We start from the raw sequence: 24,013 nt of genomic DNA, 5'->3' as shown, positions 1-24,013 counted from the left end.
TCAGCGGGCCCTGGGGGCTGTGCACTTGGGGGGCGGGCGGGGTCGTCGGGGGAACCGACTTGCGCTACCCCCCTGCTGATCAGCTAATGTCTGGGACACGCCGAGGGGCGAGGCCGAAAGGGCGGATCCCGAGGACACGCGGGTGTAGTTCAGTAGTAGAACATCCCCCTTCCAGGGGGAAGGCGCAGTGTGCGATCCCTGTCACCCGCTCTGGCACCGGCCGTGCCGACCACGCTTGTGGATCAGGTAGGCTGGTGCTCGCACCGATCGGTGGGAGCCGGTCGGGAGCAGTGCGGACGTAGCTCAGTTGGTAGAGCGCAACCTTGCCAAGGTTGAGGTCGCGAGTTCGAGCCTCGTCGTCCGCTCGGGAAAAAGACCCCGGTCCATCGGACCGGGGTCTTTTCGTGTCCGCCGCGCCTCTGACATTTGTCATGCCGGGCGATGACACCGCGCACTGCCGGACCGCTCGCGACGCCGGGACGCTGGTGTCATGGACACAGACGAACGCGAGCACGTGATCGAGGTCACCGACCTCAGGCGCGTCTACGGGGGCGGGTTCGAGGCCGTACGCGGAATCAGCTTCTCCGTGGCACGCGGGGAGATCTTCGCCCTGCTGGGCACCAACGGAGCCGGCAAGACCTCGACGGTCGAGCTGCTGGAGGGACTCGCCGCGCCGGCCGGTGGCCGGATCCGGGTCCTCGGCCGTGATCCGTTCCGCGAACGGGCCGCCGTACGCCCCCGCACCGGCGTGATGCTCCAGGAGGGCGGCTTCCCCTCCGAGCTGACCGTCGCGGAGACCGCCCGCATGTGGGCGGGCTGCACCAGCGGGGCCCGTCCGGAGGCGGAGGCGCTGGACCTGGTCGGGCTCGCGGGCCGGCGGTCGGTGCGCGTCAAGCAGCTGTCCGGCGGTGAGCGCCGCCGGCTGGACCTGGCGCTCGCCCTGCTCGGCGACCCCGAGGTGCTCTTCCTGGACGAGCCGACCACCGGCCTCGACGCGGAGGGCCGCCGGGCCACCTGGGAACTGGTGCGGAGCCTGCGCGACGCGGGCACGACCGTGCTGCTCACCACGCACTACCTGGAGGAGGCCGAGGGCCTCGCCGACCGGCTCGCCATCCTGCACGAGGGCCGTATCGCCGTCTCGGGGACGCCGGCCGAGGTCACCGCGGGGCGCCCCTCCCGGATGTCCTTCGAACTGCCGGACGGCTACTTCCTCGGCGACCTGCCGCCCCTGGCCGACCTCGGCGTCTGCGGGCACGAGTGCGACGGCAGGGTCGTACGGCTGCGCACGACACGGTTGCAGCGGACCGCCACCGGGGTGCTGACGTGGGCCGAGCGGGCCGGGGTCGAGCTGGGCGCGCTGGACGTGCGGTCGGCCTCACTGGAGGAGGCGTTCCTCGGGATCGCCCGGGAGCGGGAGGCGGCGGCGTGAACGGGACCGGAACGGAAACGGGGGGCGGCCGCGTGCACGGTGTCCGCACGGAAGCGGCAGGCGGTCTGGGGGGCGGAGCCGGTGCGGCGGACCGCGGGGCTCTCGCGGCGTTCAAGCCGTCGGCGCGGCGGCTGCGGGCGCTGGGGCGGGCCGAACTCACGCTCCTCGGCCGCAACCGGGGCGCCGTCTTCACCGCGCTGGCCGTGCCGCTCGCCCTGCCGTTCACCGTGCGCCCGGCACTCGACCAGCTGGACCTGGAGAAGGAGGGCCTGAGCATCGGCACGGTCCTGCTGACCGCCGCCATCGGCTTCGCCTTCCTCTTCGCCGTCTACACCTCCCTGGTCGGCGCCTACGTCGCCCGCCGCGAGGAGCTCGTCCTGAAGCGGCTGCGCACCGGCGAACCGTCCGACACCGAGATCCTCATCGGCACCGCCCTGCCCGCGACCGCCCTCGGCCTCGCCCAGGCCCTCGTCCTGAGCGTCGGCTGCGCCGTGCTGCTGCACACCGGGGCACCGAAGGCGCCGTACCTGCTCCTGCCCGGGGTGCTGGCCGGACTCGTGGTCAGCGCCGCGCTCGCCGCGCTCACCGCGTCCTTCACCCGGACCGCCGAGAGCGCCCAGGTGACCGCGCTGCCGCTGGTGTTCGTGTCCATGCTGGGCTCCGGGATCACCGTCCCCACGGAGTTCATGCCCGACCGGCTCGCCTCCCTCTGCGAACTCCTGCCCCTGTCCCCGGCGATCCGCCTGGTCCGCGGCGGCTGGACGGGCCAGTTGACCGCGTACGAGGCGCTGGGTGCCCTCGCGACCGCGCTGGCCTGGACGATCGTGGCGGTGTTTGCTGTACGGCGGTGGTTCCGCTGGGAGCCGAGGCGCTGAGGAACGGGGGGACGCGCGGATGCTGAGGCGGATGCGGCGGTGGCAGCAGCGGCACTGGCGGGAACGGAGCAAGGCCGAGCGGGTCGAGCTGTACACGGTCGTCACCTGGTACGTCACCACCTGGTTCTTCTCGCTCTGCTGGCTGCTCCTGCCGCTGCTCGGCGGGCTCGGCCACCGGCCCGTGGCGGTCGTGCTCGGTGGGCTGCTCGTCGTCGTGGCGGTCCTTCAGTGCGCGGTCTGCAACCGGCTCACCCGGCCCGTGCTCGACCACTACCTCGGGCGCGCCGAGCTGCCGGCCCGTGCCCACCGCACCCCGGGCGTCCTGCTGGGCCTCGCCCTGACGCTGATCGTCACCCTCTCCGCGCTGCACGCGGCCGACCCGATGACCGTCCGGCTGGCGATCGGCGCCTGTCTGCTGCCGTTCGGGCTGCTCTACGGACTCACGGTTCCCGTCCGGGTGTTCCTGCGCCGGTCGGCGGCGCTCGCGGTGGTGCTCATGGGCCTCATCGGGCTCACCGACCGCAGCGCCGCCGGCATCCTCGCGACCGGGCTGATGACCGCCTTCCACACCCTCTTCTCGCTGCTCGCCTGCCGCTGCGGCGCCTGGACGCTGTCCGTGCTCTGGGAGGCGGAACGGGCCCGCGAGGCCGAGGCCCGGCTGGCCGTCGCCGAGGAGCGGCTGCGGTTCGGCCGGGACCTGCACGACGTGCTGGGGCGGAACCTGTCCGTGATCTCCCTCAAGAGCGAGCTGGCCGTGCAACTCGCCCGGCGGGGACGGCCGGAGGCCGTGGAGCAGATGATCGAGGTGCAGCGCATCGCGCAGGAGTCGCAGCGGGAGGTGCGGGACGTCGTACGCGGCTACCGCGAGGCCGACCTCGGCGTGGAACTCGCGGGAGCGCAGGGAGTGTTGTCGGCGGCCGGGATCGACTGCGAGGTGCGCGCGGAGTCCGCGGAGCTGCCGGCCGAGGTGCAGTCGGCGCTCGGCTGGGTGGTGCGTGAGGCGACCACCAACGTGCTGCGACACGGCGACGCGGGCCGCTGCACGGTGGGGCTTCGGGTGCGGGAGGGGCATGTGGTGCTGACGGTGGAGAACGACGGGGTGGCCGCGCGCGCCGCCGTCCCGGGCGGCGGTGGTTCCGGGCTCGCCGGGCTGCGGGAGCGGCTGGCCGCCGTGGCCGGGACCCTGGAGGCGGGGGTGGTCGACACGGACCGGTTCCGGGTGGTGGCCGAGGTGCCACTGAGAACCGACGGGTCCGTGGAGACGAGAGTGAGTGTCACGTCATGAGCGGTGCGGTGCGGCTCTTGCTCGCCGACGACGAGCATCTGATCCGGGGCGCGCTGGCCGCCCTGCTCTCCCTGGAGGACGATCTGCTGGTCGTCGCGGAGGCGGCGAGCGGACCCGAGGCGCTGGCGATGGCCCGGGCGCACGAGCCCGACGTGGCCGTGCTCGATCTGCAGATGCCCGGCGCCGACGGTGTGAAGGTCGCCACATCCCTGCGTGCCGAACTGCCGGGCTGCCAGGTGCTGATCGTCACCGGTCACGGGCGGCCCGGACACCTGAAACGGGCACTGGCGGCCGGTGTGCGCGGATTCGTCCCGAAGACGGTCAGCGCCCAGCGGCTCGCCGAGATCATCCGGACCGTGCACGCCGGAAACCGCTACGTCGACCCGGAGTTGGCCGCCGACGCGATCTCCGCCGGTGACTCCCCCCTGACCGCGCGGGAGGCCGAGGTGCTGGAGCTGGCCGCCGACGGGGCGCCGGTCGCGGAGATCTCCGAGCGGGCCGCGCTGTCGCCGGGGACCGTGCGGAACTACCTCTCCTCCGCCGTCACGAAGCTCGGCGCGGAGAACCGTCATACGGCAGTACGTCTCGCACGGGAGCGAGGTTGGGTATAGTTGCTCTCGCGCCACGGCGCAGTGCGGACGTAGCTCAGTTGGTAGAGCGCAACCTTGCCAAGGTTGAGGTCGCGAGTTCGAGCCTCGTCGTCCGCTCCATGGAGAAGCCCCCGGTTCCGGCCGGGGGCTTCTTGCGTGTCCCCCGGCTCGCGCCGGGGGCTCTTCCGCTACGCCCAGGCGGTGCCCGTCAGCCGCTCGTAGGCCTCCACGTACTTGGCGCGGGTGGCGTCCACGACCCGCTGCGGCAGCGGCGGCGGGGGCTGCTCGCTCCTGCGGTCCCAGCCGGACTCGGCCGAGGTCAGCCAGTCCCGGACGAACTGCTTGTCGTACGACGGCTGCGGGCGGCCCGGCTGCCACTGGTCGGCCGGCCAGAAGCGGGAGGAGTCCGGGGTGAGGACCTCGTCGGCGAGGACGAGGGTGTCGCCGTCGAAGCCGAACTCGAACTTGGTGTCCGCCAGGATGACGCCTCGTTCGCGGGCGATGTCCCGGGCGCGCGCGTACACGGCCAGGGTGGCCTGGCGCAGCTGGGCGGCCGTCTCCGCGCCGACCTGGCGGGCGACCTCCTCGTAGGAGACGTTCTCGTCGTGCTCGCCGACCTCCGCCTTGGTGGCCGGGGTGAAGATCGGGGCGGGCAGCTCGGAGCCGTCGACCAGGCCCTCGGGCAGGGCGAGACCGCAGACCGTACGGGACTCGTCGTACTCCAGCAGTCCGGAGCCGGTGAGGTAGCCGCGGGCCACGCACTCCACCGGGACCATCTTCAGCGACTTGCAGATCAGGGTGCGGCCCGCCCAGTCGGCGGGGGCGCCGGCCGGCAGCTCGGTGCTGATCACATGGTTGGGGGCCAGGTCGCGCAGCTGGTCGAACCACCACAGGGAGAGCCGCGTGAGGACGCGGCCCTTGTCGGGGATCTCGGTGGGCAGCACCCAGTCGTAGGCGGACATGCGGTCGCTGGCGACCATCACGAGGTCGCCCGCCTCGTTCTGGTACAGCTCGCGCACCTTGCCGGTGTGCAGGTGCACCAGGCCCGGAACCTGCGGCGGCTCGGGCTTTTCTACGAATCCGGACACGGTTCCTCCCCGTGGTTCTGTCCAAGTGCCTCGATTCTCCCTTATCGGGGCGATCGGTTTCGGCCAGGGGGTGGGCGGGGGTCCGCCGGTGCTCAGTCGCGCTTGCAGATACGGTCCAGCAGGTTCGCCGTGGCGCGCTGGACACGGGGGTCGACGTGGCCGGGCCGGTCAAGGGCCGGGGACCAGGCGAAGGTGCCGGAGGCGAACACCCAGGCGCCGGAGGGGGCGCGGTAGAGCGAGGTCTCCTGGTGGCGCTGGGCGCCGTCGCCGTCGGTGTAGGGGGAGTGGGCGAGCAGGACGCGCTCCTCGTGCTCGGGCAGCGGGGTGCGCGGGAAGTACCGGTCGGCTTCACCGGCGACCAGGCCCTCGATGCCGTCGCCCTCGTGGGCGCCGGTCGCCTCCCACAGCCAGTGGTCGGCGTTGCGGACGATCAGCGGGTGCGGCTCGGGCACCCGGCCCGCGTACTGGATGCCGACCACCTGCTGCTCGGGGCGGTCGATCTCGCGCCACAGCACCGGCTTCCCGGGGCCCTTGCGCTTGCGGCAGGTCAGCAGCCGGTCCGGGACACCCGACGGCGACGGCCCCAACTCGACCTGCCAGTACATGGTGTTGGCGGAGAGGAAGACCAGTGAGGTGCCCCGGTCGCGGGCGTCCTCGACGGCACGGCGCATCGGCACCGACCAGTACTCGTCGTGCCCGGGGAAGACCAGGCCCCGGTAGCGGGCGGGGTCGACGCGGCCGGCGTGCAGGTCGCGGGCGTCCGCGTAGGCGAGGTCGTAGCCGTAGCGCTCGGCCCAGCGGATGAAGTCGTAGGCGTGCCCGACGTGCAGGGGGAGGCCGGCGCCCGCGTACGGGCGGTCGAAGGAGATCGTGGTCGCCGCGTCGGCCTCGCCGAGCAGCCGGCCCCGCTCGTCCCAGGCGTGGTACAGGCTGGCGCCGGTACGGCCGTCCTCCGGGTAGAGGTTGTACGCCTGCCAGGTGATGTCCGGCAGCAGCAGGAGAAGGTCGGCGGGGTGGTCGTCGCGGACCGTGAACGGCACGTGGGAGCGGTAGCCGTCGGCGGTGGTCAGGACCGCCACGTAGGCGCCGATGCTCCAGTGCGAGGGCACCTGGAGGCGCCAGGACAGCCACCAGTGGTGGCAGGAGACCGTGCGGTCGGCGGCCAGCGGCGGGGACTGGACGATGCCGGACAGCCGGGGGCTCGTGGTGATCTTGGCCGCGCCGTCGCCGCCGTAGTGGCCGATCCGGTAGATGTCGACGCTGAACTCCTGCGGCGGGTCGACCGTGATGTGGAAGTCGATCGCCTGGCCGGGCGTGACCGCGCCGGTGGAGGTGAAGCCCTTGATCTGGCGGTGCACGTCGTCCGCGGAGCGGGGCCCGGGAACGGCCGAACGCGGCGCGGGCACTCGGCCCCTGCCACCGGCGCCGGTGGCCTGCTGCGGGCTCGGGTCGACGTACCAGGGAACGACGTGACCCGTGTCGTCGAAATAGGTCTCACTGCCGCGCAGCCAGGGCACCGGGCCCTGACCGAAGGGGTCCGTGACGGCGTGCGCGAGCGCTCCGGACTCCCAGCGGCGGATGTGCTCCGAGGCCATGGTCGCTCCCCTCCCTCGTGCCCCCGTGTCCTGTCCCGGTGGTGCGCGCTGTGCCAGTCGTACCGGGCTCGGCCGTGCTGTCCCGGGCCGTGCCGTGTGCGGTCGGTCTGTCGTATGTCGCAAGCCTTTGCCAAAGGCGTGGTCTGTCCCAGCACATCACATAACGCACGGGCCCGGTCACTAGTCGTTGCGAATTGACCTGAAGTGGAAGTCGCGTCTCCGGTCCGGTGCGCGGGACGGCGACGGCCGACGGCGGTGCGACGCGGGAGACCGTGCGGGTCAGACGAGCCGTACGGGCTTCTCCGGGCGTATCCCGGACGCGGTCAGCCAGGCCCGCAGCGGGCCCGGGTCACCCTCCTCGATCAGGCTGAGCACCTTCGGTCCGAGGTCGGCCGCCCGCTCCCCGCCGAGCAGCAGGGACGGGCCGTCGAGCCAGTCCAGGGCCGGAAGGGCGCCCGCGGTGTCCACGGCCGCGCAGCACACCATCGCCGTCACGTGGTCGGCGAGCAGTTCACGGCCGGTGCGCGGGGGTTGCAGGGGGAACAACGGCAGCCCGCCGTCGTCCCACAGGGCGCTCTCGGGGCTCTGCCCGGCGGCGGTGGCCCCCTTCGGCACGAGGGCCTCCTCGCGGGCCAGCTCGGCACTGATCCCCGCGGCGAGAGCGGCGCTGCGCTCGGTACCGGGATCGGCATCGTCCTCGTCGCCGAATCCGAGGTACGGCTCGGGCGGGTCGAGGATGTCTGCGGTGTCTGCGGTGTCGGAGGCGTCCTGGACACCGGGGGCCTCGGCCGTGCCGGGCGCGACGGCCTCGTCCGTGGGGTTCGCGGCGTCCGCGCGCGTGCCGCCATGGGTGCCGCTCCGGGGAGCCACCGGACCGGCGGTGTCCGTGCCCTGGTCGTCGGGGGCGGTCGGTTCGGCGAGGTGGTCGAGAACCCGGGCCAGGGTGGGGCCGCCCGGTTCGGGGGTGTGGGGGCCCGGGGCGGGGCGGACGCCCAGGGTGTCCAGGACGCGGTGCAGGCGGGCCGCGTCGGCGCGCCAGGTGCGGTCCACGACCTCTTCCGGATAGGCCTGCCAGTCCACCGGGGCCCAGTCCGGCCCGGCCTCGGCCGGGCCGCCGTGGAAGAGGCGCGCGGCGAGCAGCGAGGCGGCCTCGTCGATCGTGCCGGGCTCCTCCAGCAGATCGCACGCCGGCCGCTCGCCGAGCCGGGAGGCGAAGCCCTCCGCGAGACGGTCGCGCCGGGACAGTTCGGTGAGGGCCGCCACCACGCCCGCGTCCAGCCGGGCCGGCCAGCGGCCCATCCGCCAGGCGGGCAGCGCGACCCGGGTCAGCAGCCGGTCCCAGCCGGCGTAGGCGAGGCCCACCTGCTCCTGGGCGACGATCCGCAGGCCGTAGTCGACGGCCTGGGCCCGCTCGGCCGCGGCGGCGGCCACCCCCCGCTCCATCTGCGTCGCGTGCTCACGGCAGCCGCGCAGCAGCAGCCGCGAGACCCAGCCGAGCATTGCGCAGATCCCGCGGGTGAGCGGGCAGCGGCCCGAGGTCGAGGCGACGGCGACCGCCGCGTCCAGCCCGCGCACGAAGCGGCGGGCGGCCGCTATGTCCGGGTGGGCGGAAGGGCCCGTGCCGGCGATGACCGGGGCGAGGACCGCGCGCAGCTCACCGACCCGCATCCACCACAGGAACGGAGAGCCGATGACGAGGACCGGGGCCACCGGGGCACGGCGCCGGGAGCGCCGGGCGGGGCCCGCTATCTCGTCCGGCGCCGGGCGCGACGGCGGACCGTGCGCCGCATGGGCGCGGTCCTCGAGCCAGCTGTCGCAGTCCGGCGTCAGCGCTATGGAGGAGGGAGCCGGCACGTCCAGGCGGTCGGCGAGGTCGCGCACCATCCGGTACAGATCGGGGGCGGACTCCTCCGCGATCGGCACGGTGGGGCTCGTCGCCGGGCGGGCGCGGGCGACGACCAGGCCGATGCCGACGGCGGCCAGCAGCACCACCACCGCGAGCACGCCCACGACCCAGCGGGCGGCGTCCCAGCCCTCGCCGACGAGATGGTCCGTCGCACCGCCGGCCAGCAGGATCACCGCGGCGGCCGCGGGCAGCAGGGCCACGCCCAGTGCCCGGCCGCGGACCCGCAGCACGGCCAGGGCCCGGGAGCGCGCGGCCTGCGCGCCCATCTCCACACCGATTCCGGTCACGTGCCGACCTCACCCCCTCCCCGTCGATGCCGTGCTGTCCTGGACTTGCTCACTCCCCCACTGTGGCACCCGCCACTGACATCGCAATGTCGGTGGGCCAAGTGCCGGAACGCTTGCGCGGCACCCTAGTTGGGGCCTCGGCCCCCGTCAGCCGGATGGGGGATTGCTCACTCGATGGAATGGCTTTGGTCAGAGCTGCATGACAGAAAGCAAAGATCGGGCCCCGGATTCCGCTTCCGGGGCCCGACGAGGTCGAGAGTGCGCGCGACCGGCGCGTTCGGGGGCTTCGCCCCGGCAGACGCCCTACTCCTGGGCCGCCTTCGCCGCGATGTCGGTGCGGTACTGCGAACCGTCCAGACCGATCCGGCCCACCGCCCGGTACGCCCGCTCGCGCGCCTCGGTCAGGTCCGTGCCGGTGGCCGTCACGGACAGCACGCGTCCGCCGGCGCTGACGACCGCGTCGCCGTCCCGCCTGGTCCCGGCGTGCAGCACGTACGCGTGCGGGGCGTCCTCGGCGGCCACCTCGTCCAGTCCGGTGATGGGGTCGCCGGTGCGGGGGGTGCCGGGGTAGTTGTGCGAGGCCACGACGACGGTGACGGCCGCGTCCTCGCTCCAGCGCAGGGGCGCCAGGTCGGCGAGGTTGCCGGTGGCGGCGGCCATCAGGACGCCGGCCAGCGGGGTCCTCAGGCGGGCCAGCACCACCTGCGTCTCGGGGTCGCCGAAACGGGCGTTGAACTCGATGACCCGGACACCGCGCGAGGTGATCGCGAGGCCCGCGTAGAGCAGTCCGGAGAACGGCGTACCGCGGCGGCGCATCTCGTCCACGGTCGGCTGCAGCACGGTCTGCAGCACCTCGTCGACCAGCTTGGGGTCGGCCCAGGGCAGCGGCGAGTACGCGCCCATGCCGCCGGTGTTCGGGCCCTCGTCGCCGTCCAGGGCGCGCTTGAAGTCCTGGGCCGGCTGGAGCGGGACGACCGTCTCGCCGTCGGTGACGGCGAACAGGGAGACCTCGGGGCCGTCGAGGAACTCCTCGATGACGACGCGCTCGCAGGCGGCCGCGTGCGCCTTGGCGGCCTCGACGTCCGAGGTCACGACGACACCCTTGCCGGCGGCGAGCCCGTCGTCCTTGACGACGTAGGGCGCCCCGAAGGCGTCGAGGGCCTCGGCGGCCTCCTCGGCGGTGGTGCAGACGTAGGAGCGGGCGGTCGGCACGCCGGCACCGGCCATGACGTCCTTGGCGAAGGCCTTGGAGCCCTCGAGCTGCGCGGCCTCCCCGGACGGGCCGAAGACGGGGATGCCGGCGGTGCGGACGGCGTCGGCCACACCGGCGACCAGCGGGGCCTCCGGGCCGACGACGACCAGGTCGGCACCGAGGCCGGTGGCCAGGGCGGCCACCGCGGCGCCGTCGAGCGCGTCGACCGGGTGCAGCTCGGCGACCTCGGCGATGCCGGCGTTGCCGGGGGCGCAGTGCAGCGCGGTGACGTCGGGGTCGAGGGACAGGGAGTGGCACAGGGCGTGTTCGCGGGCGCCGCTGCCGATGACGAGGACCTTCACGGGGGTCAGCCTACTGGCAAGGTCGCCGAAGGCCGGGGGCCGGTCGATCTGTGCGTTCCTACCAAGAGGTGCGGTGCGGGTGCGCCGGCCGCTGTGCCCGGACGCCGCGCGGACCCCTCGCCGGTCCCCGACGGCTACTCGTTGGAGAACTCCTCCATCACCGTCGCCCCCAGCTCCCGCACGATCAGTTCGTGACCCGAGAGGGCCGACTCGTCCAGGTCCGGGTCGTCGTCCTCGGGGATGTCGTCCTCGAGGGACACGGGGGGCGGTTCGGGCGCGGCCGCGGGGCGGGGCGCGGGTCTGGACGCCGCCGCGGTGCCGGACGAGCCGGACTGCGGGGCCGCCGACGGCTGCGGGGCCGCCGGCTGGGGAGCCGCGGGACGGGGGGCGGCGGGGGCGCCGTAGCCACCGCCCTGGGTGGGGGCGCCGCCGTAGCCGCCGCCTCCGCCGAAGCCCGACGGACCGCCGGGCGCCGGGGCGGAGCCGCCGCCGGACGGGTCGACGACCGCCTCGATCTTCCACTGCACGCCGAACTGCTCGCTCAGCGCCTGGCGCAGCACGTCCTCGCTGCCGCTGCTCGCGAAGTTGTCGCGGGCGCCGGCGTTGACGAAGCCGACCTGGAGGGTGGTGCCGTCGAAGCCGGTGACCTGGGCGTTCTGGCTGAGCAGGATCCAGGTGAAGCGGCGGCGGTTCTTGACGGCCTCCAGGATGTTCGGCCAGAGGGCCCGGGGGTCGACACCGCCGGACGGGGCTGCCGGGGCGGCGGGCGCCGGGGCCGCCGGCGCCGTCGGTGCGGGGGCCGGCTGGTGCTGCGGCTGGGCGGGCGCCTCGGGCCGGGCGGGGGCCTGGTCCTGCCGGTTGCCGCCCGCCGCGGCCGCCGTGGGCCAGCCGCCGGGGCGCCGCCCGCCGCCGGCGGAGGCGGCGGTGGGCCAGGCACCCGGTGCGGCGGCCGCGGGGGCGGTGGACACGGCCGGCGCCGGGGCCTGGGCGGCGGGCGCGGGAGCATCGGGGGACGCGGACGCGGCAGGCGCCGGGACGGGGGCGGCAGGTGCGGGGGCCGAAGCCGCCGCGGGGGCTGCCGGGGCAGGGGCCGCGGGGGCGTCCCCGGGGCCGGCGCCCCGGACCGCCGCGCGTGCCGCGGCGGGGCCGCCACCGGACGGTACGGGCACTCCGCCGCCGGGCGGTACGGGCGGTACGGGCGCTCCGCCGCCGTGGGTCTCCGGGCCGGGCACGTAGCCCATGGCGGGCGCGCCGGCGCCGCCGGAGAAGGCGACGCCGCGCTCCAGACGGTCGAGGCGGGCCATCATCGACCGCTCGTCGCCGTAGGCGGCGGGGAGCAGGACGCGGGCGCAGATCAGTTCGAGCTGGAGGCGGGGCGAGGTGGCGCCGCGCATCTCGGTCAGGCCCTCGTTGACGAGGTCGGCGGCCCGGCTCAGTTCGGCGGCGCCGAAGGTCGAAGCCTGGGCCTGCATGCGCTCCAGGACGTCGGCGGGGGCGTCGATGAGGCCCTTCTCGACGGCGTCCGGCACGGCGGCGAGGATCACCAGGTCGCGCAGCCGCTCCAGCAGGTCGGCGACGAACCGGCGGGGGTCGTTGCCGCCCTCGATGACACGGTCGACGACCTCGAAGGCCGCCGCGCCGTCTCCGGTGGCGAAGGACTCGACGACGGAGTCGAGGAGGGATCCGTCGGTGTAGCCGAGGAGGGAGGTGGCCATGGCATACGTCACACCCTCTTCCCGGGCGCCGGCGAGGAGCTGGTCCATGACGGACATGGAGTCACGCACGGATCCGGCGCCCGCGCGGACGACGAGCGGGAGCACGCCCTCCTCGACGGGGATGTCCTCCCGCCCGCACACCTCGCCCAGGTAGTCCCGCAGGGTTCCCGGCGGGACCAGCCGGAACGGGTAGTGATGGGTACGCGAGCGGATGGTCCCGATGACCTTCTCCGGCTCGGTGGTCGCGAAGATGAACTTGAGGTGCTCCGGCGGCTCCTCGACGACCTTCAGCAGCGCGTTGAAGCCGGCCGACGTGACCATGTGGGCCTCGTCGATGATGTAGATCTTGTACCGGCTGGCGGCGGGCCCGAAGAAGGCCTTCTCGCGCAGCTCACGGGCGTCGTCCACACCACCGTGGGAGGCGGCGTCGATCTCGATGACGTCGATCGAGCCCGGGCCGTTCCTCGCCAGGTCCTGGCAGGACTGGCACTCTCCGCACGGCGTCGGGGTGGGCCCCTGCTCGCAGTTCAGACAGCGGGCCAGGATGCGCGCGCTGGTGGTCTTCCCGCACCCACGCGGCCCGCTGAACAGGTACGCGTGATTGACCCGGTTGTTCCGCAGCGCCTGCTGCAGCGGGTCGGTGACATGCTCCTGCCCGATGACCTCGGCAAAGGTCTCCGGGCGATAGCGGCGGTACAGCGCGAGAGACGACACGCATACGAGGTTAATGGCGTCCACCGACAACGGGTCCCGCCCGCGGGCCCGGGGGACGACCCCGGAAACACAAGGGCCCCCCACGCACCCGCCAGAGCCGACCTACCCTTGCTGCCTTCCGGCCCTGGGGGAGTTCAGTCAGATAGCGCCGCGTGAGGGGCTGCGCCCACAGTACCCGATTGCGGCCGACGGTCAGTACCCCGATGACGGCCTGCGGGAACGGGTTCGCGAGCACCCTCCTCGGTCATGTAATGTTTCCGGCGGAGGATTCGCCTAGAGGCCTAGGGCGCACGCTTGGAAAGCGTGTTGGGGGCAACCCCTCACGAGTTCGAATCTCGTATCCTCCGCCAGTGCCTCACCGGGCACGATGTCGAAGGGCCCCACTGTTCGCAGTGGGGCCCTTCGACGTTGTGCGTCTGCGACCCGCTGAGCGACTTTCCGGAGCATGACTCCCGTCACATGCATGTAGCGATCTGTGCCGACGGCCACAGCGAACCGCACACACGAAGGCTCATACTGAGCCATGACACCTGCTACGCCGAAGCGTCATCTGCCTACCAGCCCCTTCAAGGCCCCGGTCACACCGGCTCCCAAGCACTTTGCTCTGGGTGATCAGGTCACGCACGACATGTACGGCCTCGGCCGAGTGATCGGCATCGAGGACGGGATCGCGGCGCTCGTGGATTTCGGCTCGGCGCAGATGCGGATCTGCAGCCCGTACGCCAAGATGACGAAGCTGTAGGACCGCTGTGCCCGGTCACGGCACACCAGGCCCTCACGGGGCCTGCAACGAAAGAGAGTTCTCTCATCGATCCAACGTCGCTGTTTTCCGCTCTGGAAGGGCAACCCCCCTGCTCCGCGGCAGCATCGCCGCCCCCGGCGACCAACCCGTTCCAGGCCGCTGACTTCGGGGAGGACGAGACCTGGCCGCTGGAGGACACACCGGAGCCCGCCCCGGGCGTACGTGCGGCGCGACGCACGGCCGCTTAGCTCCGCCAGCCCGGAGGGCCGGACCGCGAAAGCGGCCCGGCCCTCCGGCGTTTCGTACGCCGGGAGCGGTCCGGCGGCGGTTCCTAGTTGGTCACCCGGACCGGGGCCGTCACCGTCACCTGGTCGAGGTCCGAGATCCGTACGGTCACCTTCAGGGTCCAGGTGCCCGGGATGGGCAGGGCGAAGGAGTCGGCGGCCCAGTAGCCGCCGCGGTCGGTGACCTTCGTGTCCAGGGGGCCGACCCGCTGGGCGGGCAGGGTGAGGGAGACGCGGAGTTCGGGCACGGCGGCCAGGCCGCCGTCGGGGCCGTAGACCACCGCCTGGACGGAGTTCCGGCCTACCCGGCCCGGGTCGAGGGTGATCTGCACGTTGCCGGTCCCGCCGGGGGCGCCGGTGTCGAACGGGACCGTGGTGACCGAGGCCGTCGGGATGCCGGTCGTCACGGCGCCGGTCCGCGCCGCCTCGGTGGCCGCGCGGCCGGGCAGGGTGCTGGTCAGGAGCGTCGTCAGGACCAGGACCACCACGCCCACGGCGGCCTCGGCCAGCACCGAGCGGCGCAGCAGGTGGAAGGCGGTGGCGGCGGGGGGCGGGGGAGCGGGCGGTCGCGAGGCCCCGGCCGTGGCCGGTTCGGGAGCGTCGGCCGGCACCCCCGCCTTCGTCGCCGCGGCCTCCGGGCCCCGGGCGGGCACCGTCGTCCTCGCCGTCGCCACCTCCGGCGTGCGGGCCGGCACCGCCGCCCGCTCGGAATCCGCGCGCGCCGCCGGGGTCGCCCCGGTCAGGCGGTTCGTCCAGGTCCGGGAGCAGGCCGCCGCCAGGAGCAGGGCGGTCACGGCGGCCAGCTTGGCCAGCAGGGTGCGGCCGTACGTCGTGTCCGTGAGCGCCTGCCAGGAGCCGAGGCCGCGCCAGGACTGGTAGACGCCGGTCAGGACGAGGACCGTCACGGAGGCGAGGGCCATCCGGGAGAAACGGGTGAGGACCGGGGCGGCGGCGGACTCGATCCGGCGCAGGGTGCGCAGGAGGGCGACCAGACCGCCGAGCCAGGCGGCCATGGCCAGCAGGTGCAGGGTGGCCGAGGTGATCGCCAGCGGGACCTGGAGGCCCGCCGAGGCGTGCTCGGCCGCCGACCAGGTGACGGCCAGGGCGGTGGAGAAGAGCGCGGTCGCCGCCAGGGTGAAGCGGCGGGGCAGCCTTCTGCGGCGGGCCCTGAGGAGCGCCACGACGGCTCCGCCCAGCAGCAGGAGGACCAGCCGGGCGAGGAGGAGGGCGCCGGGGCGGGTCGTCGCCGTGTGGGTGAGCGCGGAGACGGAGAGGGCGTCCGCCGGGGAGGTGCCCTGCTCGTACGGCGACCGCAGCAGGAGCAGGGCCGCGGTGGCTGCGAGGAGGGCCCAGGCGGCGGCGAGGGCCGGGGTGCGCAGCGGTGCCGCCGTGGGCGGCCGGCAGTACGCCACGAAGGCGGCGATGCCCAGCAGGAGGGCCACGGCGAGGTAGGCGAGGTAACGGGCCATGTCGTACAGGGCCGTCGTCGCGGGGTTCTCGGTGCGGTCCGGTACCGGGCTCGCCGTCGTCGCCGTGCGTTTGCCGACCGAGAAGGTGAGGGCGCCGGACACCGGGTGGCTGTCGGCCGAGACGACCCGCCAGGCGACCGTGTAGGTGCCGGTGGCCAACTTGGCGGGGAGGGTGACACGGGCCGTCTCGGAGCGGCCCGGGGCGTGGTCGGCGGTGCCGGTGCGCAGACGGTGGTTCTCGGGGTCGTAGACGCGGAAGGAGTCGGTGAGCAGGCCGACCGACTCGGTGAAGGTGAGGGTCAGGTGCCGGGGTGCCGTTTTGAGGACGGTGCCGTCGCCGGGGTCGCTCTCGCGCAGGGCCGCGTGGGCCGAGGCGGGAGCCGCCGTACCGAGCAGCACCAGCAGCAGGCCCGCCCCCAGCAGCGTCAATCGCCGCAGCCACCGGATTCCGTCGCGCACCTCGCCCCTCCCGACCGCCCGCCTGCCGTCCGCCCGCCGCCCCGCGAGCGACATCGGCCCGCGGGCCTCCCTGTAGGTACGCAAGGATCGGCCGGGGTGCTCACCGGATGCGCCGGGCGGTCACCCGGCGGTCCGCCACCGGTGCGTCGGGGCCTTCGGCCCTCGTCAGACCGGGAAGGCCGTCTCCCGTTCCAGGAAGGCGAGTTGGGCGTGCTTCTCCGGCAGGTACACGTCGGGGATGTCCACCTCGGGGAGGACGACCACCGGTCCGGGGGCGAAGCCCTGGCGTGCGAAGCGGGCGATCGCCTTGGTGTTGCGGACGTCGGGGTCGACCACGATCCGCCGCCGGTCCAGGGTCAGCAGGACGTACGACGCGATCGCGGTCAGCAGGGCCGCGGTCCAGCCGGGGTGCGCGCCGTCGGCGCCGGCGGGGGCGAGCAGGAGGTGCACGCCGAGGTCGCCGGGGCGTACGTCGTAGCACTCTCCCACCCGGTCGGCGGCCGGCTCGTAGGTCTGGAGCAGGGCGGCCGGTGCGCCGTCCTTGGTGACCAGGTGGGCGTGGTGGGTGTCGAGGGCGGCCATGTGGGCGTAGATCTCGGCGACCTGGGTCCTCGTGAGGCCGTTCATGCCCCAGAAGACGGCGCGTTCCTCACTCACCCAGGCGTGGATCACGTCCGCGTCCGCCTGCGGGTCGAGGGGGCGGACGCCGACGGTTCCGTAGCCGTCGATGTGCTGTTCGTGGAGGTCAGTCATCGGTTTCCTCGGTGCGTTCCAGAAGGGTCCAGTCGGTGACGACGGGGGCGAGTTCGCCCCGGAGCCACAGGGGGAGCTGGTCGTGGTGGTGTGCGGCGCCGGGGACGCCGTCGGCGCCGAAGGGGACCACCCAGCGGCTCCTCGCGCGGTCGGACAGGTCCCAGACGTAGCGGGCGGCCGGGCCGCGGGCCGCGCGGTCGGTGAGGCCGGGGACGGCCGAGGTGCACAGCACGCAGTCGTGGTCGCCGCCCAGTCCGGGTTCGGCGTACGGCTCCCCCGGCCCGTACGGCCCCTCCGGCTCGCCCGGCTCGTACGGCAGTGCGCGCCAGGGGGCCAGGCGGTGGGTGTCGGACCAGGCGCCGGCGGGCGGCTCGGCGGCCACTTCCTCCAGCGCCGTGCGTACGACGGCGGGGCGGTCGACGCCGTACAACTCCTCCGCGCGCAGCAGGTGTTCGAGGGCGAAGCCGACGCGTGGGACGAGGGCCAGCCACGGGAGCAGGACCTCCGGGTAGGCCGGGGGCTCGGCGAGCGGGGCGAACACCGGGTCCGCGGCGAGGTGGCGTACGACCGCGCCGCGCACGGCCGCGAAGGCCGCCGCGTCGGTGCTGCCGGCGTCCATCCGGCGGTCCCAGGCGAGCAGGCGGTCGCGCAGGCGGGCCGCTTTCGGGGTGAGGCCGTCGAGGGCGGCGAGGTGGTCCAGGAGGGCGCCGGCGGAGCCGAGAAGGGTGTCGGTGTGGATCTCCGCCATGCCGTCGGCGGTCCAGGTGCGGCGCGCGTCGAGGAGGGTGTGGATGCGGTCGGCGCGGTGCGGCGGGGCGAACTCCACGCCGAGAGGGGTGGCGGGTCCGCGCTGGTTGGCCATCACCGCGACACCGTCGGTCAGTCCGGCGTACGGCGTCTCGTGCGTGCCGTGCCATTCGTGGCCGGGCCGCCAGGCGGGGACGGGGTGGACGCGGTTGGCCGCCGCGCGGTCGGGGACGCGGCCGGCGACGCGGTGCAGGGTGCCCCCGGCGGTGTCGGCGGCCTGGACGACGTTGACGGGCTCGGTCCAGGCGTCCAGGGCGCGGTCGACGTCGGTGACCGTGCGGGCGCGCAGCAGGGGGAGCAGGGCGCCGAAGCCGAGGTCCCCGGTGACGCGGGGCGGGTAGCGGAGGGCGAGCGCCTGGGCCTCGGCCCCGTCGGGGACCGTCGTGCCGGCCGCGATACCGGTGCCGGTGCCGCCGTACGCGGCGACACCGGCGTCCAGACCCTCCGGGCCGCCCGCGATCACCGGGCCCCGGTCCGTCTCGATCACCTCGATCTCGACCGGGGACTCGCCCGCGATCTCCACGGTCTCCGTGTGCCGCGCGGCCCGGTGCCAGGTCCCGTCCGGTCCGAGCGCCTCGACTCCGGCCCCGGTACGGCGCAGACGCTCGCGGTACAGGTCCTGGTAGTCGGCCATGGCGTTGGTGATGGCCCAGGCGACGGAGCCGGTGTGGCCGAAGTGGGCGATGCCGGGGACGCCCGGCACGGCGAGGCCGACGACGTCGAACTCGGGGCAGGCGAGGCGGATCTGCTGGTAGACGCCCGGGTCCTCGATGAAGCGGTGGGGGTCGCCGGCGATGAGGGCGTGGCCCGTGGCGGTGCGCTCGCCGGAGACCAGCCAGCCGTTGCTGCCCGCGGTGCCGGGACCGTCGGTGGCGAACAGGCCGACGGACCCGGGGCCGAGGTGGCGGATCGCCTGCTCGCGCCAGAGCTTGGTGGGGAAACCGGCGAACAGGATGTGCGTGGCCAGCCAGACACCGAGCGGGGTCCAGGGCCGCCAGTGGCCGGGGGTCAGGCCGGTGCGGGCGAACGCGGGGTCGCGGCGGGCGCCGGTGGCCAGGCCCGCGTTGACGCCGTCGGCGTACGCGCGGACCCAGTCGGCCGTCTCGGGGTCCTGGTGTTCCAGCGCGGCGAAGCAGCGGCGTGCGGTGTCGTCGAGGCGGGCCCGGCGGGCGAGGACGTCCCAGGAGAGGGCGCCGGCGCCGAGGAAGGAGGCCGACGTGCCCTGGGCCCGGTGGCGTTCGACCTCCAGCTGCCAGGCCCGGTCACGGGCGGTCACCCGGCCCTGGGCGCGGGCGAGTTCACGGGCGCTGGACGCACGCAGATGGGGAATGCCCCAGGCGTCGCGGTAGGTCTCGGTGGTCACCCGGGAGCCCTCCTTCGCTTTAGGTTAGCCTTGCCTAACTATTGGTGGGGAATCGTACGCGAACCGTGGAGGGGTCATGGGGCAGGGGCGGGGCTGGGAGGGCGCGGTACTCAAACTGCTGCGTGCCAAGGACTTCGTGCTCACGGTCACGCAGGCGGAGGACGTCACCGCGGACTACCGGCGGCTGCGGCTGAGCGACGGCGGGCTGCTCGCCGCGACCGGGGTCCACCCGACGATGTGGGTACGGCTGTGGTTCTCCGCCGACGGCCGACCGCACCAGCGGGCCTACACCCTGGTCGACCCGGACCCGGCGGCCGGCACCTTCGCCCTGGAGTTCGCGCTGCACGAAGGCGTCGCCTCCGACTGGGCACGGGCGGCACGGCCCGGCGACACCATCGAGGCCACCGTGCAGGGCACCGGCTTCCAGCGGCCCGACCCCGCGCCCTCGCACCTCGTCGCGATCGGCGACCCGGCCTCCCTGCCCGCCGTCAACTCCCTGCTCGGGGCGCTGGGTTCCGCACCGGCGACGCTCTGGTTCGAGGGCGGCCTGGACGGTCTCCCCTCCCACGCCGACCCGGACCGCCACGAGATACGCCAGGTCCCGCGCCGGGACGCGGGCGCCCACCTGGTGGAACGGGTCCGCGCCGAACTGCCCGCCGTACTCGCCGCGACCCCCGACCCGTACGTCTGGATCGCCTGCGACACCACGACGACCCGCGCGCTGGTGTCGTACGTCCGCAGAGAACTGGGCGTCCCGAAGCAGCGGCTGCACGCCCTGGGCTACTGGCGCGCGGACTGACCGCAGCACCAGGCGACGGATGACCGCAGAGAGGGGCAGCCCAGGCCCAGGAGTGACCGACGGCCCTGGGCCACACCCGCCACGCGGGGGAAGCGTGCACCGAGCGCACGAGCCGAACACGCCGATCGAGCGAGTCCGAACCCGGGCCCCGGGGCCATCGGACGCGGCGCTCCGGGCGTACCGGGCGCACGGCGTGCGCCCCGGGCAGGGGCGGGCGCGCGGGCCGGGCGGGGGCGGGGGATCATCGACCCATGGACGTCACCGTGCATCTCGCCCAGGATCCCGAGGCCGACGCGCTGCTCGGGCGGTCGCCGCTCGCCGCGCTGGTGGGGATGCTGCTCGACCAGCAGGTGCCCATGGAGTGGGCGTTCAAGGGGCCCCGGACCATCGCCGACCGGCTCGGCACCGCGGACCTGGACGCGCACGAGATCGCGGCGATGGACCCCGAGGCCTTCGCCGCGCTGCTCTCCGAGAAGCCCGCCGTCCACCGCTACCCCGGCTCGATGGCCAAGCGCGTCCAGCAGCTGTGCCAGTACCTGACCGAGCACTACGACGGCGACCCCGAGGCCGTGTGGCGGGGCGTCGCGAACGGGGCCGAGCTGCTGAAGCGGCTGGAGGACCTGCCGGGGTTCGGCCGGCAGAAGGCGCAGATCTTCCTCGCGCTGCTCGGCAAGCAGCTCGGGGTCGCTCCCGAGGGCTGGCGGGAGGCCGCGGGCGCGTACGGTGAGGCGAAGTCCTTCCGGTCCGTCGCCGACATCACCGGGCCGGAGTCACTGGCCAAGGTGCGCGCGCACAAGCAGGAGATGAAGGCGGCGGCGAAGGCCGCCAAGGCGGCGGGCGGCTGAGGGGCCCGGTAAGCCGGGTGGCCCACCCGAGTGGCGGAACGCCGTCACGCGTTCGCAGCATGGACCATGACCGAGGCACCGAACAGCGGCCCCGGATGGGGTCGCGAGTACGACGACCGGCACGTCCACGCGGGACACCCGCCCGGCGCCCGCCATGAGCCCGAGCCGGCGTTCGAAGGCCCCCTCCACGCCCTGTCGCAGGCCGCCTGGCAGGTCGTCCTGCTGACCGGCGTCGTCTCCCTGATCCTCGGGATCCTGGTGCTGATCTGGCCCGGCCCCTCCCTGCTCGCGGCCGGTGTCCTCTTCGGCCTCTACCTGCTGATCAGCGGAGTCTTCCAGCTGGCGGCCGCCTTCGGCACACACAGGACGACCTCCCTGCGCGTGCTGGCCTTCATCAGCGGCGCCCTGTCGATCCTGCTCGGCCTGTTCTGCTTCCGCGGCCCCATGGAGTCGGTCCTGCTGCTCGCCCTGTGGATCGGCATCGGCTGGCTCATCCGCGGCATCACCCAGACCCTGGCCGCCGCCCACGACTCCCGGATGCCGGCCCGCGGCTGGCAGATCTTCCTCGGGATCGTCACCTTCCTCGCGGGCGTCGTGCTCATCGTCTCGCCCTTCGAGTCCGTCGCCGTGCTCACCCTCGTCGGCGGCATCTGGCTGATCGCGGTGGGCGTCGTCGAGATCGTCACGGCGTTCCGCATCCGCTCGGTCGCCCGGCAGGTGCCGCAGAACGTGTGACCGGCCGCCGCCCGGACCGGTCCGGTGAACGCCCCGCCCGCGTCAACCGGGCGCCCCGCCGGTACGCCGAGCCAGCGAATCCGGCGCACGAGGTGCTGCGCTCCCCCTCCGTCCCGGGGAGACACCCGATGTGAGCAGGACCGCGAACACCCCGGAAGGCCGTGCCTGGCTGCGGGTGCTCGTGCTGCTCCTCGCCCTGTGGGTGCCCGGCGCCCATGTGCAGGCCCTCGCGGCCCCGTCGCTCACCGCGGCCGCCGAGACCGCCGAGCACGAGGTCCTCGACACGGCGCTGCGGCCGCCCGCCCGCGCCGTCCACCGGGCCGACGTGCCCGAACGTCCCGCGCCCCTGCCCGACCCGGCGCCCGCCCGGCCCGCCGCACCCGTGCGCCACTCGGTGCCGGGGACGCCGTACGCCCCGTCCCTGCTGCGCACGGTGGTCCTGCGCTGCTGACAGACCCGCGCCCCCGCACAGGTCAGTCGGCTCGACGCAAGGAGCAGCACCGTCATGCCCATGGATCCCTACGCCGTCCTGCGCGCCCTGCTGCGCGCCGAGGCCAGGCGCACCGCCACGGCCAAGCCGGACCACCGGCGGCCGGAGGCCCAGCGGCCACCCGAGCAGCGGGACCGCTGAGCCGCGTCCGGCGGGGGCGGGCTACCGCCTCCGCCGGGCCGTGCCGAACAGGGAGCGGGTGATCTCGCGGCCGATCTGGGTGCCGACCGAACGGGCCAGGGACTTGAACATCCCGCTGCCCACCACCTGCTCGACCAGCGACGGCTCCTCCTTCGGGGCCTTCGGGGCCTTCGCGGGCGCGGACGCCGGGGCCTCGGGCGGCGCCGGCCGTGCGCGCAGCCGCTCGAACGCCGACTCGCGGTCCACAGCCTGTGCATAACGGCCGTAGAGCGAGGAGTCGCGGACCGCCCGGTCCAGTTCGGCCGGGTCCACCGGGCCCATCAGGGACTCCGGGGCCCGCAGCCGGGTGGCGGCGACCGGGGTGGGGGCGCCGTTCTCGCTGAGGACCGTCACCACGGCCTCACCGGTGCCCAGACCGGTGAGCAGCTCCTCCAGGTCGTACGCCGACCTGGGGAAGGTCTGCACGGTGGCCTTCAGCGCCTTCTGGTCGTCGGGGGTGAAGGCGCGCAGGGCGTGCTGGACGCGGTTGCCGAGCTGGCCGAGGACGTCGGCGGGCACGTCCTTCGGGGTCTGGGTGACGAAGAAGACGCCGACGCCCTTGGACCGGATCAGCCGCACGGTCTGCGTGATCGAGTCCAGGAACGCCCTGGAGGCGTCGTCGAACAGCAGATGCGCCTCGTCGAGGAAGAAGACCAGCCGGGGCCTGTCCGCGTCGCCGATCTCGGGCAGGTCGTGGAAGAGGTCGGCCAGCAGCCACATCAGGAACGTCGAGAACAGCTGCGGCCTGTCCTGCACGGCCGGAAGTTCGAGGACGGAGACGACGCCCCGGCCGTCCTCGGCCGTACGCAGGAAGCCGGCCGTGTCGAACTCCGGCTCACCGAAGAAGTCCGCCATGCCCTGCGCCTCGAACGCGGTCAGCGAACGCAGGATCACCCCGGCCGTCGCGTTCGACAGGCCGCCGATGTCCTTCAGCTCGGCCCGGCCCTCGTCGGAGGTGAGGAAGGCGACGACCGCCCGCAGGTCCTTGAGGTCGACCAGCTCCAGGCCCTTGGTGTCGGCGTAGTGGAAGATCAGGCCGAGGGACTGTTCCTGGGTCTGGTTGAGCCGCAGCACCTTGGACAGCAGCACCGGGCCGAAGCTGGTGACCGTGGCGCGCACCGGGATGCCGTGACCGAGGCCGCCGAGCGCGAAGAACTCCGCCGGGAAGCCGGCCGGGGCCCACTCCTGGCCGACCTCGCCGGACCGCTTCCGCACCCGGTCACCCTCCTGCCCCGGCCGCGCGATGCCGGACAGGTCCCCCTTGATGTCCGCGAGGAACACCGGCACACCCTGCGCCGACAGCTGCTCCGCGATCAGCTGGAGGGTCTTGGTCTTGCCGGTGCCGGTGGCGCCCGCGACCAGACCGTGCCGGTTCACCATGGGCAGGGGGATGCGGACCGGCGCGCCGGCGTGGCACCGCCCGTCCCACAGCAGGGCCCCCAGGTCGAGGGCGGGGCCGGTGAACGCGTAGCCGGAAGCGATCTTCCGCGCCTCCGCGGGGAGTGCGTCGGCCCCCTCAGGGGTGGCGGGCGGAGCGGTCTCGCTGTCACTCATCGCAGGCCCCTGTTCCCGGTAATAGCCCGTTTGGGCGTTTTGCGGCATCTTTTCAAGCGTCGCACTCCGCCGCCATGGCTGCGCCCGGAACGTCTTGACCGGTAGGCTTTCCGTGTGATCTTCAAGCGCATCGGAAACGGCCGGCCGTACCCCGACCACGGCCGGGAAAGCACCCGGCAGTGGGCGGACGTCGCGCCGCGCCCGGTCCGCCTCGATCAGCTCGTGACCACCAAGCAGCAGCTCGACCTGGAGACACTGCTGGCGGAGGACTCGACGTTCTACGGCGATCTCTTCGCGCACGTCGTCAAGTGGCAGGGCGACCTGTACCTGGAGGACGGCCTGCACCGCGCGGTCCGTGCGGCCCTCCAGCAGCGCCAGGTGCTGCACGCGCGCGTGCTCGAACTCGACTGACCCGGCGCGACACGGCCGTTGGCCCTTTCGGGTTCCGCTGAGCGGCATCGACTGATCATCTAATAGGCATCGCCGCTCGGGCGC

At 74.0% G+C, this 24,013-nt stretch carries 20 protein-coding genes, 4 tRNA genes and 1 other RNA gene; 15 read left to right on the top strand and 10 right to left on the bottom strand.

The annotated features are described in order from the left end of the window. Window positions 1-138: 138 nt before the first annotated feature. The 7 genes from ACF08B_RS08515 to ACF08B_RS08485 all read left to right on the top strand — a co-directional run bounded on the left by ACF08B_RS08515 (window position 139) and on the right by ACF08B_RS08485 (window position 4,299). Window positions 139-210 (top strand) — tRNA-Gly (locus tag ACF08B_RS08515). An 82-nt stretch (window positions 211-292) separates the two neighbouring features. Next, window positions 293-365 (top strand) — tRNA-Gly (locus tag ACF08B_RS08510). 125 nt (window positions 366-490) lie between these two features. Then, entirely contained in the window at window positions 491-1,429 is a 939-nt protein-coding gene (locus tag ACF08B_RS08505; protein WP_392316644.1) for an ABC transporter ATP-binding protein, read from the top strand. A 65-nt stretch (window positions 1,430-1,494) separates the two neighbouring features. Then, window positions 1,495-2,304, top strand: coding sequence for an ABC transporter permease (locus ACF08B_RS08500; RefSeq protein ID WP_392316705.1), 810 nt, complete (start codon window positions 1,495-1,497; stop codon window positions 2,302-2,304). A 31-nt stretch (window positions 2,305-2,335) separates the two neighbouring features. After that, on the top strand, window positions 2,336-3,589 hold the full coding sequence (locus tag ACF08B_RS08495; RefSeq protein WP_392316643.1) for a sensor histidine kinase: 1,254 nt from the start codon (window positions 2,336-2,338) through the stop codon (window positions 3,587-3,589). Beyond that, entirely contained in the window at window positions 3,586-4,200 is a 615-nt protein-coding gene (locus tag ACF08B_RS08490; RefSeq protein WP_392316642.1) for a response regulator, read from the top strand. Before ACF08B_RS08495 ends, ACF08B_RS08490 begins: the two co-directional genes overlap by 4 nt. 23 nt (window positions 4,201-4,223) lie before the next feature. Further along, a tRNA-Gly gene (locus ACF08B_RS08485) sits at window positions 4,224-4,299 on the top strand. Window positions 4,300-4,367: 68 nt separating this feature from the next. On the opposite strand, the gene ACF08B_RS08480 is transcribed toward ACF08B_RS08485, so the two are convergent. The 6 genes from ACF08B_RS08480 to ffs all read right to left on the bottom strand — a co-directional run bounded on the left by ACF08B_RS08480 (window position 4,368) and on the right by ffs (window position 13,203). After that, window positions 4,368-5,267, bottom strand: a complete 900-nt coding sequence (locus ACF08B_RS08480) for a phosphoribosylaminoimidazolesuccinocarboxamide synthase (protein WP_392316641.1) — start codon at window positions 5,265-5,267, stop codon at window positions 4,368-4,370. A gap of 92 nt (window positions 5,268-5,359) precedes the next feature. Beyond that, window positions 5,360-6,862 carry a N,N-dimethylformamidase beta subunit family domain-containing protein gene (locus ACF08B_RS08475; RefSeq protein WP_392316640.1) on the bottom strand — a complete coding sequence of 501 codons (1,503 nt, stop codon included), beginning with the start codon at window positions 6,860-6,862 and terminating at the stop codon, window positions 5,360-5,362. Between the two features lie 279 nt (window positions 6,863-7,141). After that, window positions 7,142-9,055: a hypothetical protein gene (locus ACF08B_RS08470; protein ID WP_392316639.1), complete on the bottom strand. Its 1,914-nt coding sequence runs from the start codon at window positions 9,053-9,055 to the stop codon at window positions 7,142-7,144. Between the two features lie 303 nt (window positions 9,056-9,358). Next, window positions 9,359-10,609 (bottom strand): phosphoribosylamine--glycine ligase, encoded by a 1,251-nt coding sequence (gene purD / locus ACF08B_RS08465; protein ID WP_392316638.1) that lies wholly within the window; start codon window positions 10,607-10,609, stop codon window positions 9,359-9,361. Window positions 10,610-10,743: 134 nt separating this feature from the next. After that, entirely contained in the window at window positions 10,744-13,038 is a 2,295-nt protein-coding gene (locus ACF08B_RS08460; protein WP_392316637.1) for a DNA polymerase III subunit gamma and tau, read from the bottom strand. Window positions 13,039-13,106: 68 nt separating this feature from the next. Beyond that, an RNA gene (ffs, locus tag ACF08B_RS08455) (signal recognition particle sRNA small type) lies at window positions 13,107-13,203 on the bottom strand. Window positions 13,204-13,300: 97 nt separating this feature from the next. Here ffs and ACF08B_RS08450 point away from each other — a divergent pair. Both ACF08B_RS08450 and ACF08B_RS08445 read left to right on the top strand, forming a co-directional pair. Then, a tRNA-Ser gene (locus ACF08B_RS08450) sits at window positions 13,301-13,388 on the top strand. 173 nt (window positions 13,389-13,561) lie between these two features. Then, window positions 13,562-13,780: a hypothetical protein gene (locus tag ACF08B_RS08445; protein WP_093476460.1), complete on the top strand. Its 219-nt coding sequence runs from the start codon at window positions 13,562-13,564 to the stop codon at window positions 13,778-13,780. 331 nt (window positions 13,781-14,111) lie between these two features. Here the strand turns inward: ACF08B_RS08445 and ACF08B_RS08440 are convergent, their stop codons facing one another. The 3 genes from ACF08B_RS08440 to ACF08B_RS08430 form a co-directional block, all read right to left on the bottom strand. Beyond that, complete coding sequence (locus ACF08B_RS08440) at window positions 14,112-16,046, bottom strand: copper resistance protein CopC (RefSeq protein ID WP_392316636.1); 1,935 nt, start codon at window positions 16,044-16,046, stop codon at window positions 14,112-14,114. A 111-nt stretch (window positions 16,047-16,157) separates the two neighbouring features. Further along, on the bottom strand, window positions 16,158-16,745 hold the full coding sequence (locus ACF08B_RS08435; protein WP_392316635.1) for a GNAT family N-acetyltransferase: 588 nt from the start codon (window positions 16,743-16,745) through the stop codon (window positions 16,158-16,160). Then, complete coding sequence (locus ACF08B_RS08430) at window positions 16,738-18,915, bottom strand: penicillin acylase family protein (RefSeq protein WP_392316634.1); 2,178 nt, start codon at window positions 18,913-18,915, stop codon at window positions 16,738-16,740. The genes ACF08B_RS08435 and ACF08B_RS08430 overlap by 8 nt, the downstream gene beginning before the upstream one ends. A 76-nt stretch (window positions 18,916-18,991) precedes the next feature. Here ACF08B_RS08430 and ACF08B_RS08425 point away from each other — a divergent pair, with 76 nt between their 5' ends. The 5 genes from ACF08B_RS08425 (at window position 18,992) to ACF08B_RS08405 (ending at window position 21,925) form a co-directional block, all read left to right on the top strand. After that, on the top strand, window positions 18,992-19,714 hold the full coding sequence (locus tag ACF08B_RS08425; protein WP_392316633.1) for a siderophore-interacting protein: 723 nt from the start codon (window positions 18,992-18,994) through the stop codon (window positions 19,712-19,714). A gap of 251 nt (window positions 19,715-19,965) precedes the next feature. Continuing rightward, on the top strand, window positions 19,966-20,559 hold the full coding sequence (locus ACF08B_RS08420; protein ID WP_392316632.1) for an HhH-GPD-type base excision DNA repair protein: 594 nt from the start codon (window positions 19,966-19,968) through the stop codon (window positions 20,557-20,559). Between the two features lie 66 nt (window positions 20,560-20,625). After that, complete coding sequence (locus tag ACF08B_RS08415; protein WP_392316631.1) at window positions 20,626-21,294, top strand: HdeD family acid-resistance protein; 669 nt, start codon at window positions 20,626-20,628, stop codon at window positions 21,292-21,294. A 130-nt stretch (window positions 21,295-21,424) separates the two neighbouring features. Beyond that, window positions 21,425-21,745 carry a hypothetical protein gene (locus tag ACF08B_RS08410; RefSeq protein WP_392316630.1) on the top strand — a complete coding sequence of 107 codons (321 nt, stop codon included), beginning with the start codon at window positions 21,425-21,427 and terminating at the stop codon, window positions 21,743-21,745. Between the two features lie 54 nt (window positions 21,746-21,799). Further along, entirely contained in the window at window positions 21,800-21,925 is a 126-nt protein-coding gene (locus ACF08B_RS08405; protein ID WP_256339545.1) for a hypothetical protein, read from the top strand. A gap of 21 nt (window positions 21,926-21,946) precedes the next feature. On the opposite strand, the gene ACF08B_RS08400 is transcribed toward ACF08B_RS08405, so the two are convergent. Further along, on the bottom strand, window positions 21,947-23,518 hold the full coding sequence (locus ACF08B_RS08400) for a helicase HerA-like domain-containing protein (RefSeq protein ID WP_392316629.1): 1,572 nt from the start codon (window positions 23,516-23,518) through the stop codon (window positions 21,947-21,949). A 114-nt stretch (window positions 23,519-23,632) separates the two neighbouring features. Between ACF08B_RS08400 and ACF08B_RS08395 the strand changes: the two genes are divergently transcribed. After that, window positions 23,633-23,929, top strand: a complete 297-nt coding sequence (locus ACF08B_RS08395) for a type II toxin-antitoxin system VapB family antitoxin (protein ID WP_004943146.1) — start codon at window positions 23,633-23,635, stop codon at window positions 23,927-23,929. The last annotated feature ends 84 nt before the right edge of the window (window positions 23,930-24,013 follow it).

This window comes from Streptomyces sp. NPDC015139, from assembly GCF_043079785.1.
GTDB classification, from domain to species: Bacteria; Actinomycetota; Actinomycetes; order Streptomycetales; family Streptomycetaceae; genus Streptomyces; species Streptomyces albidocamelliae.
Note: the sequence above shows the minus strand (reverse complement) of the source record. Positions and strands in the feature narration are given on the sequence as shown.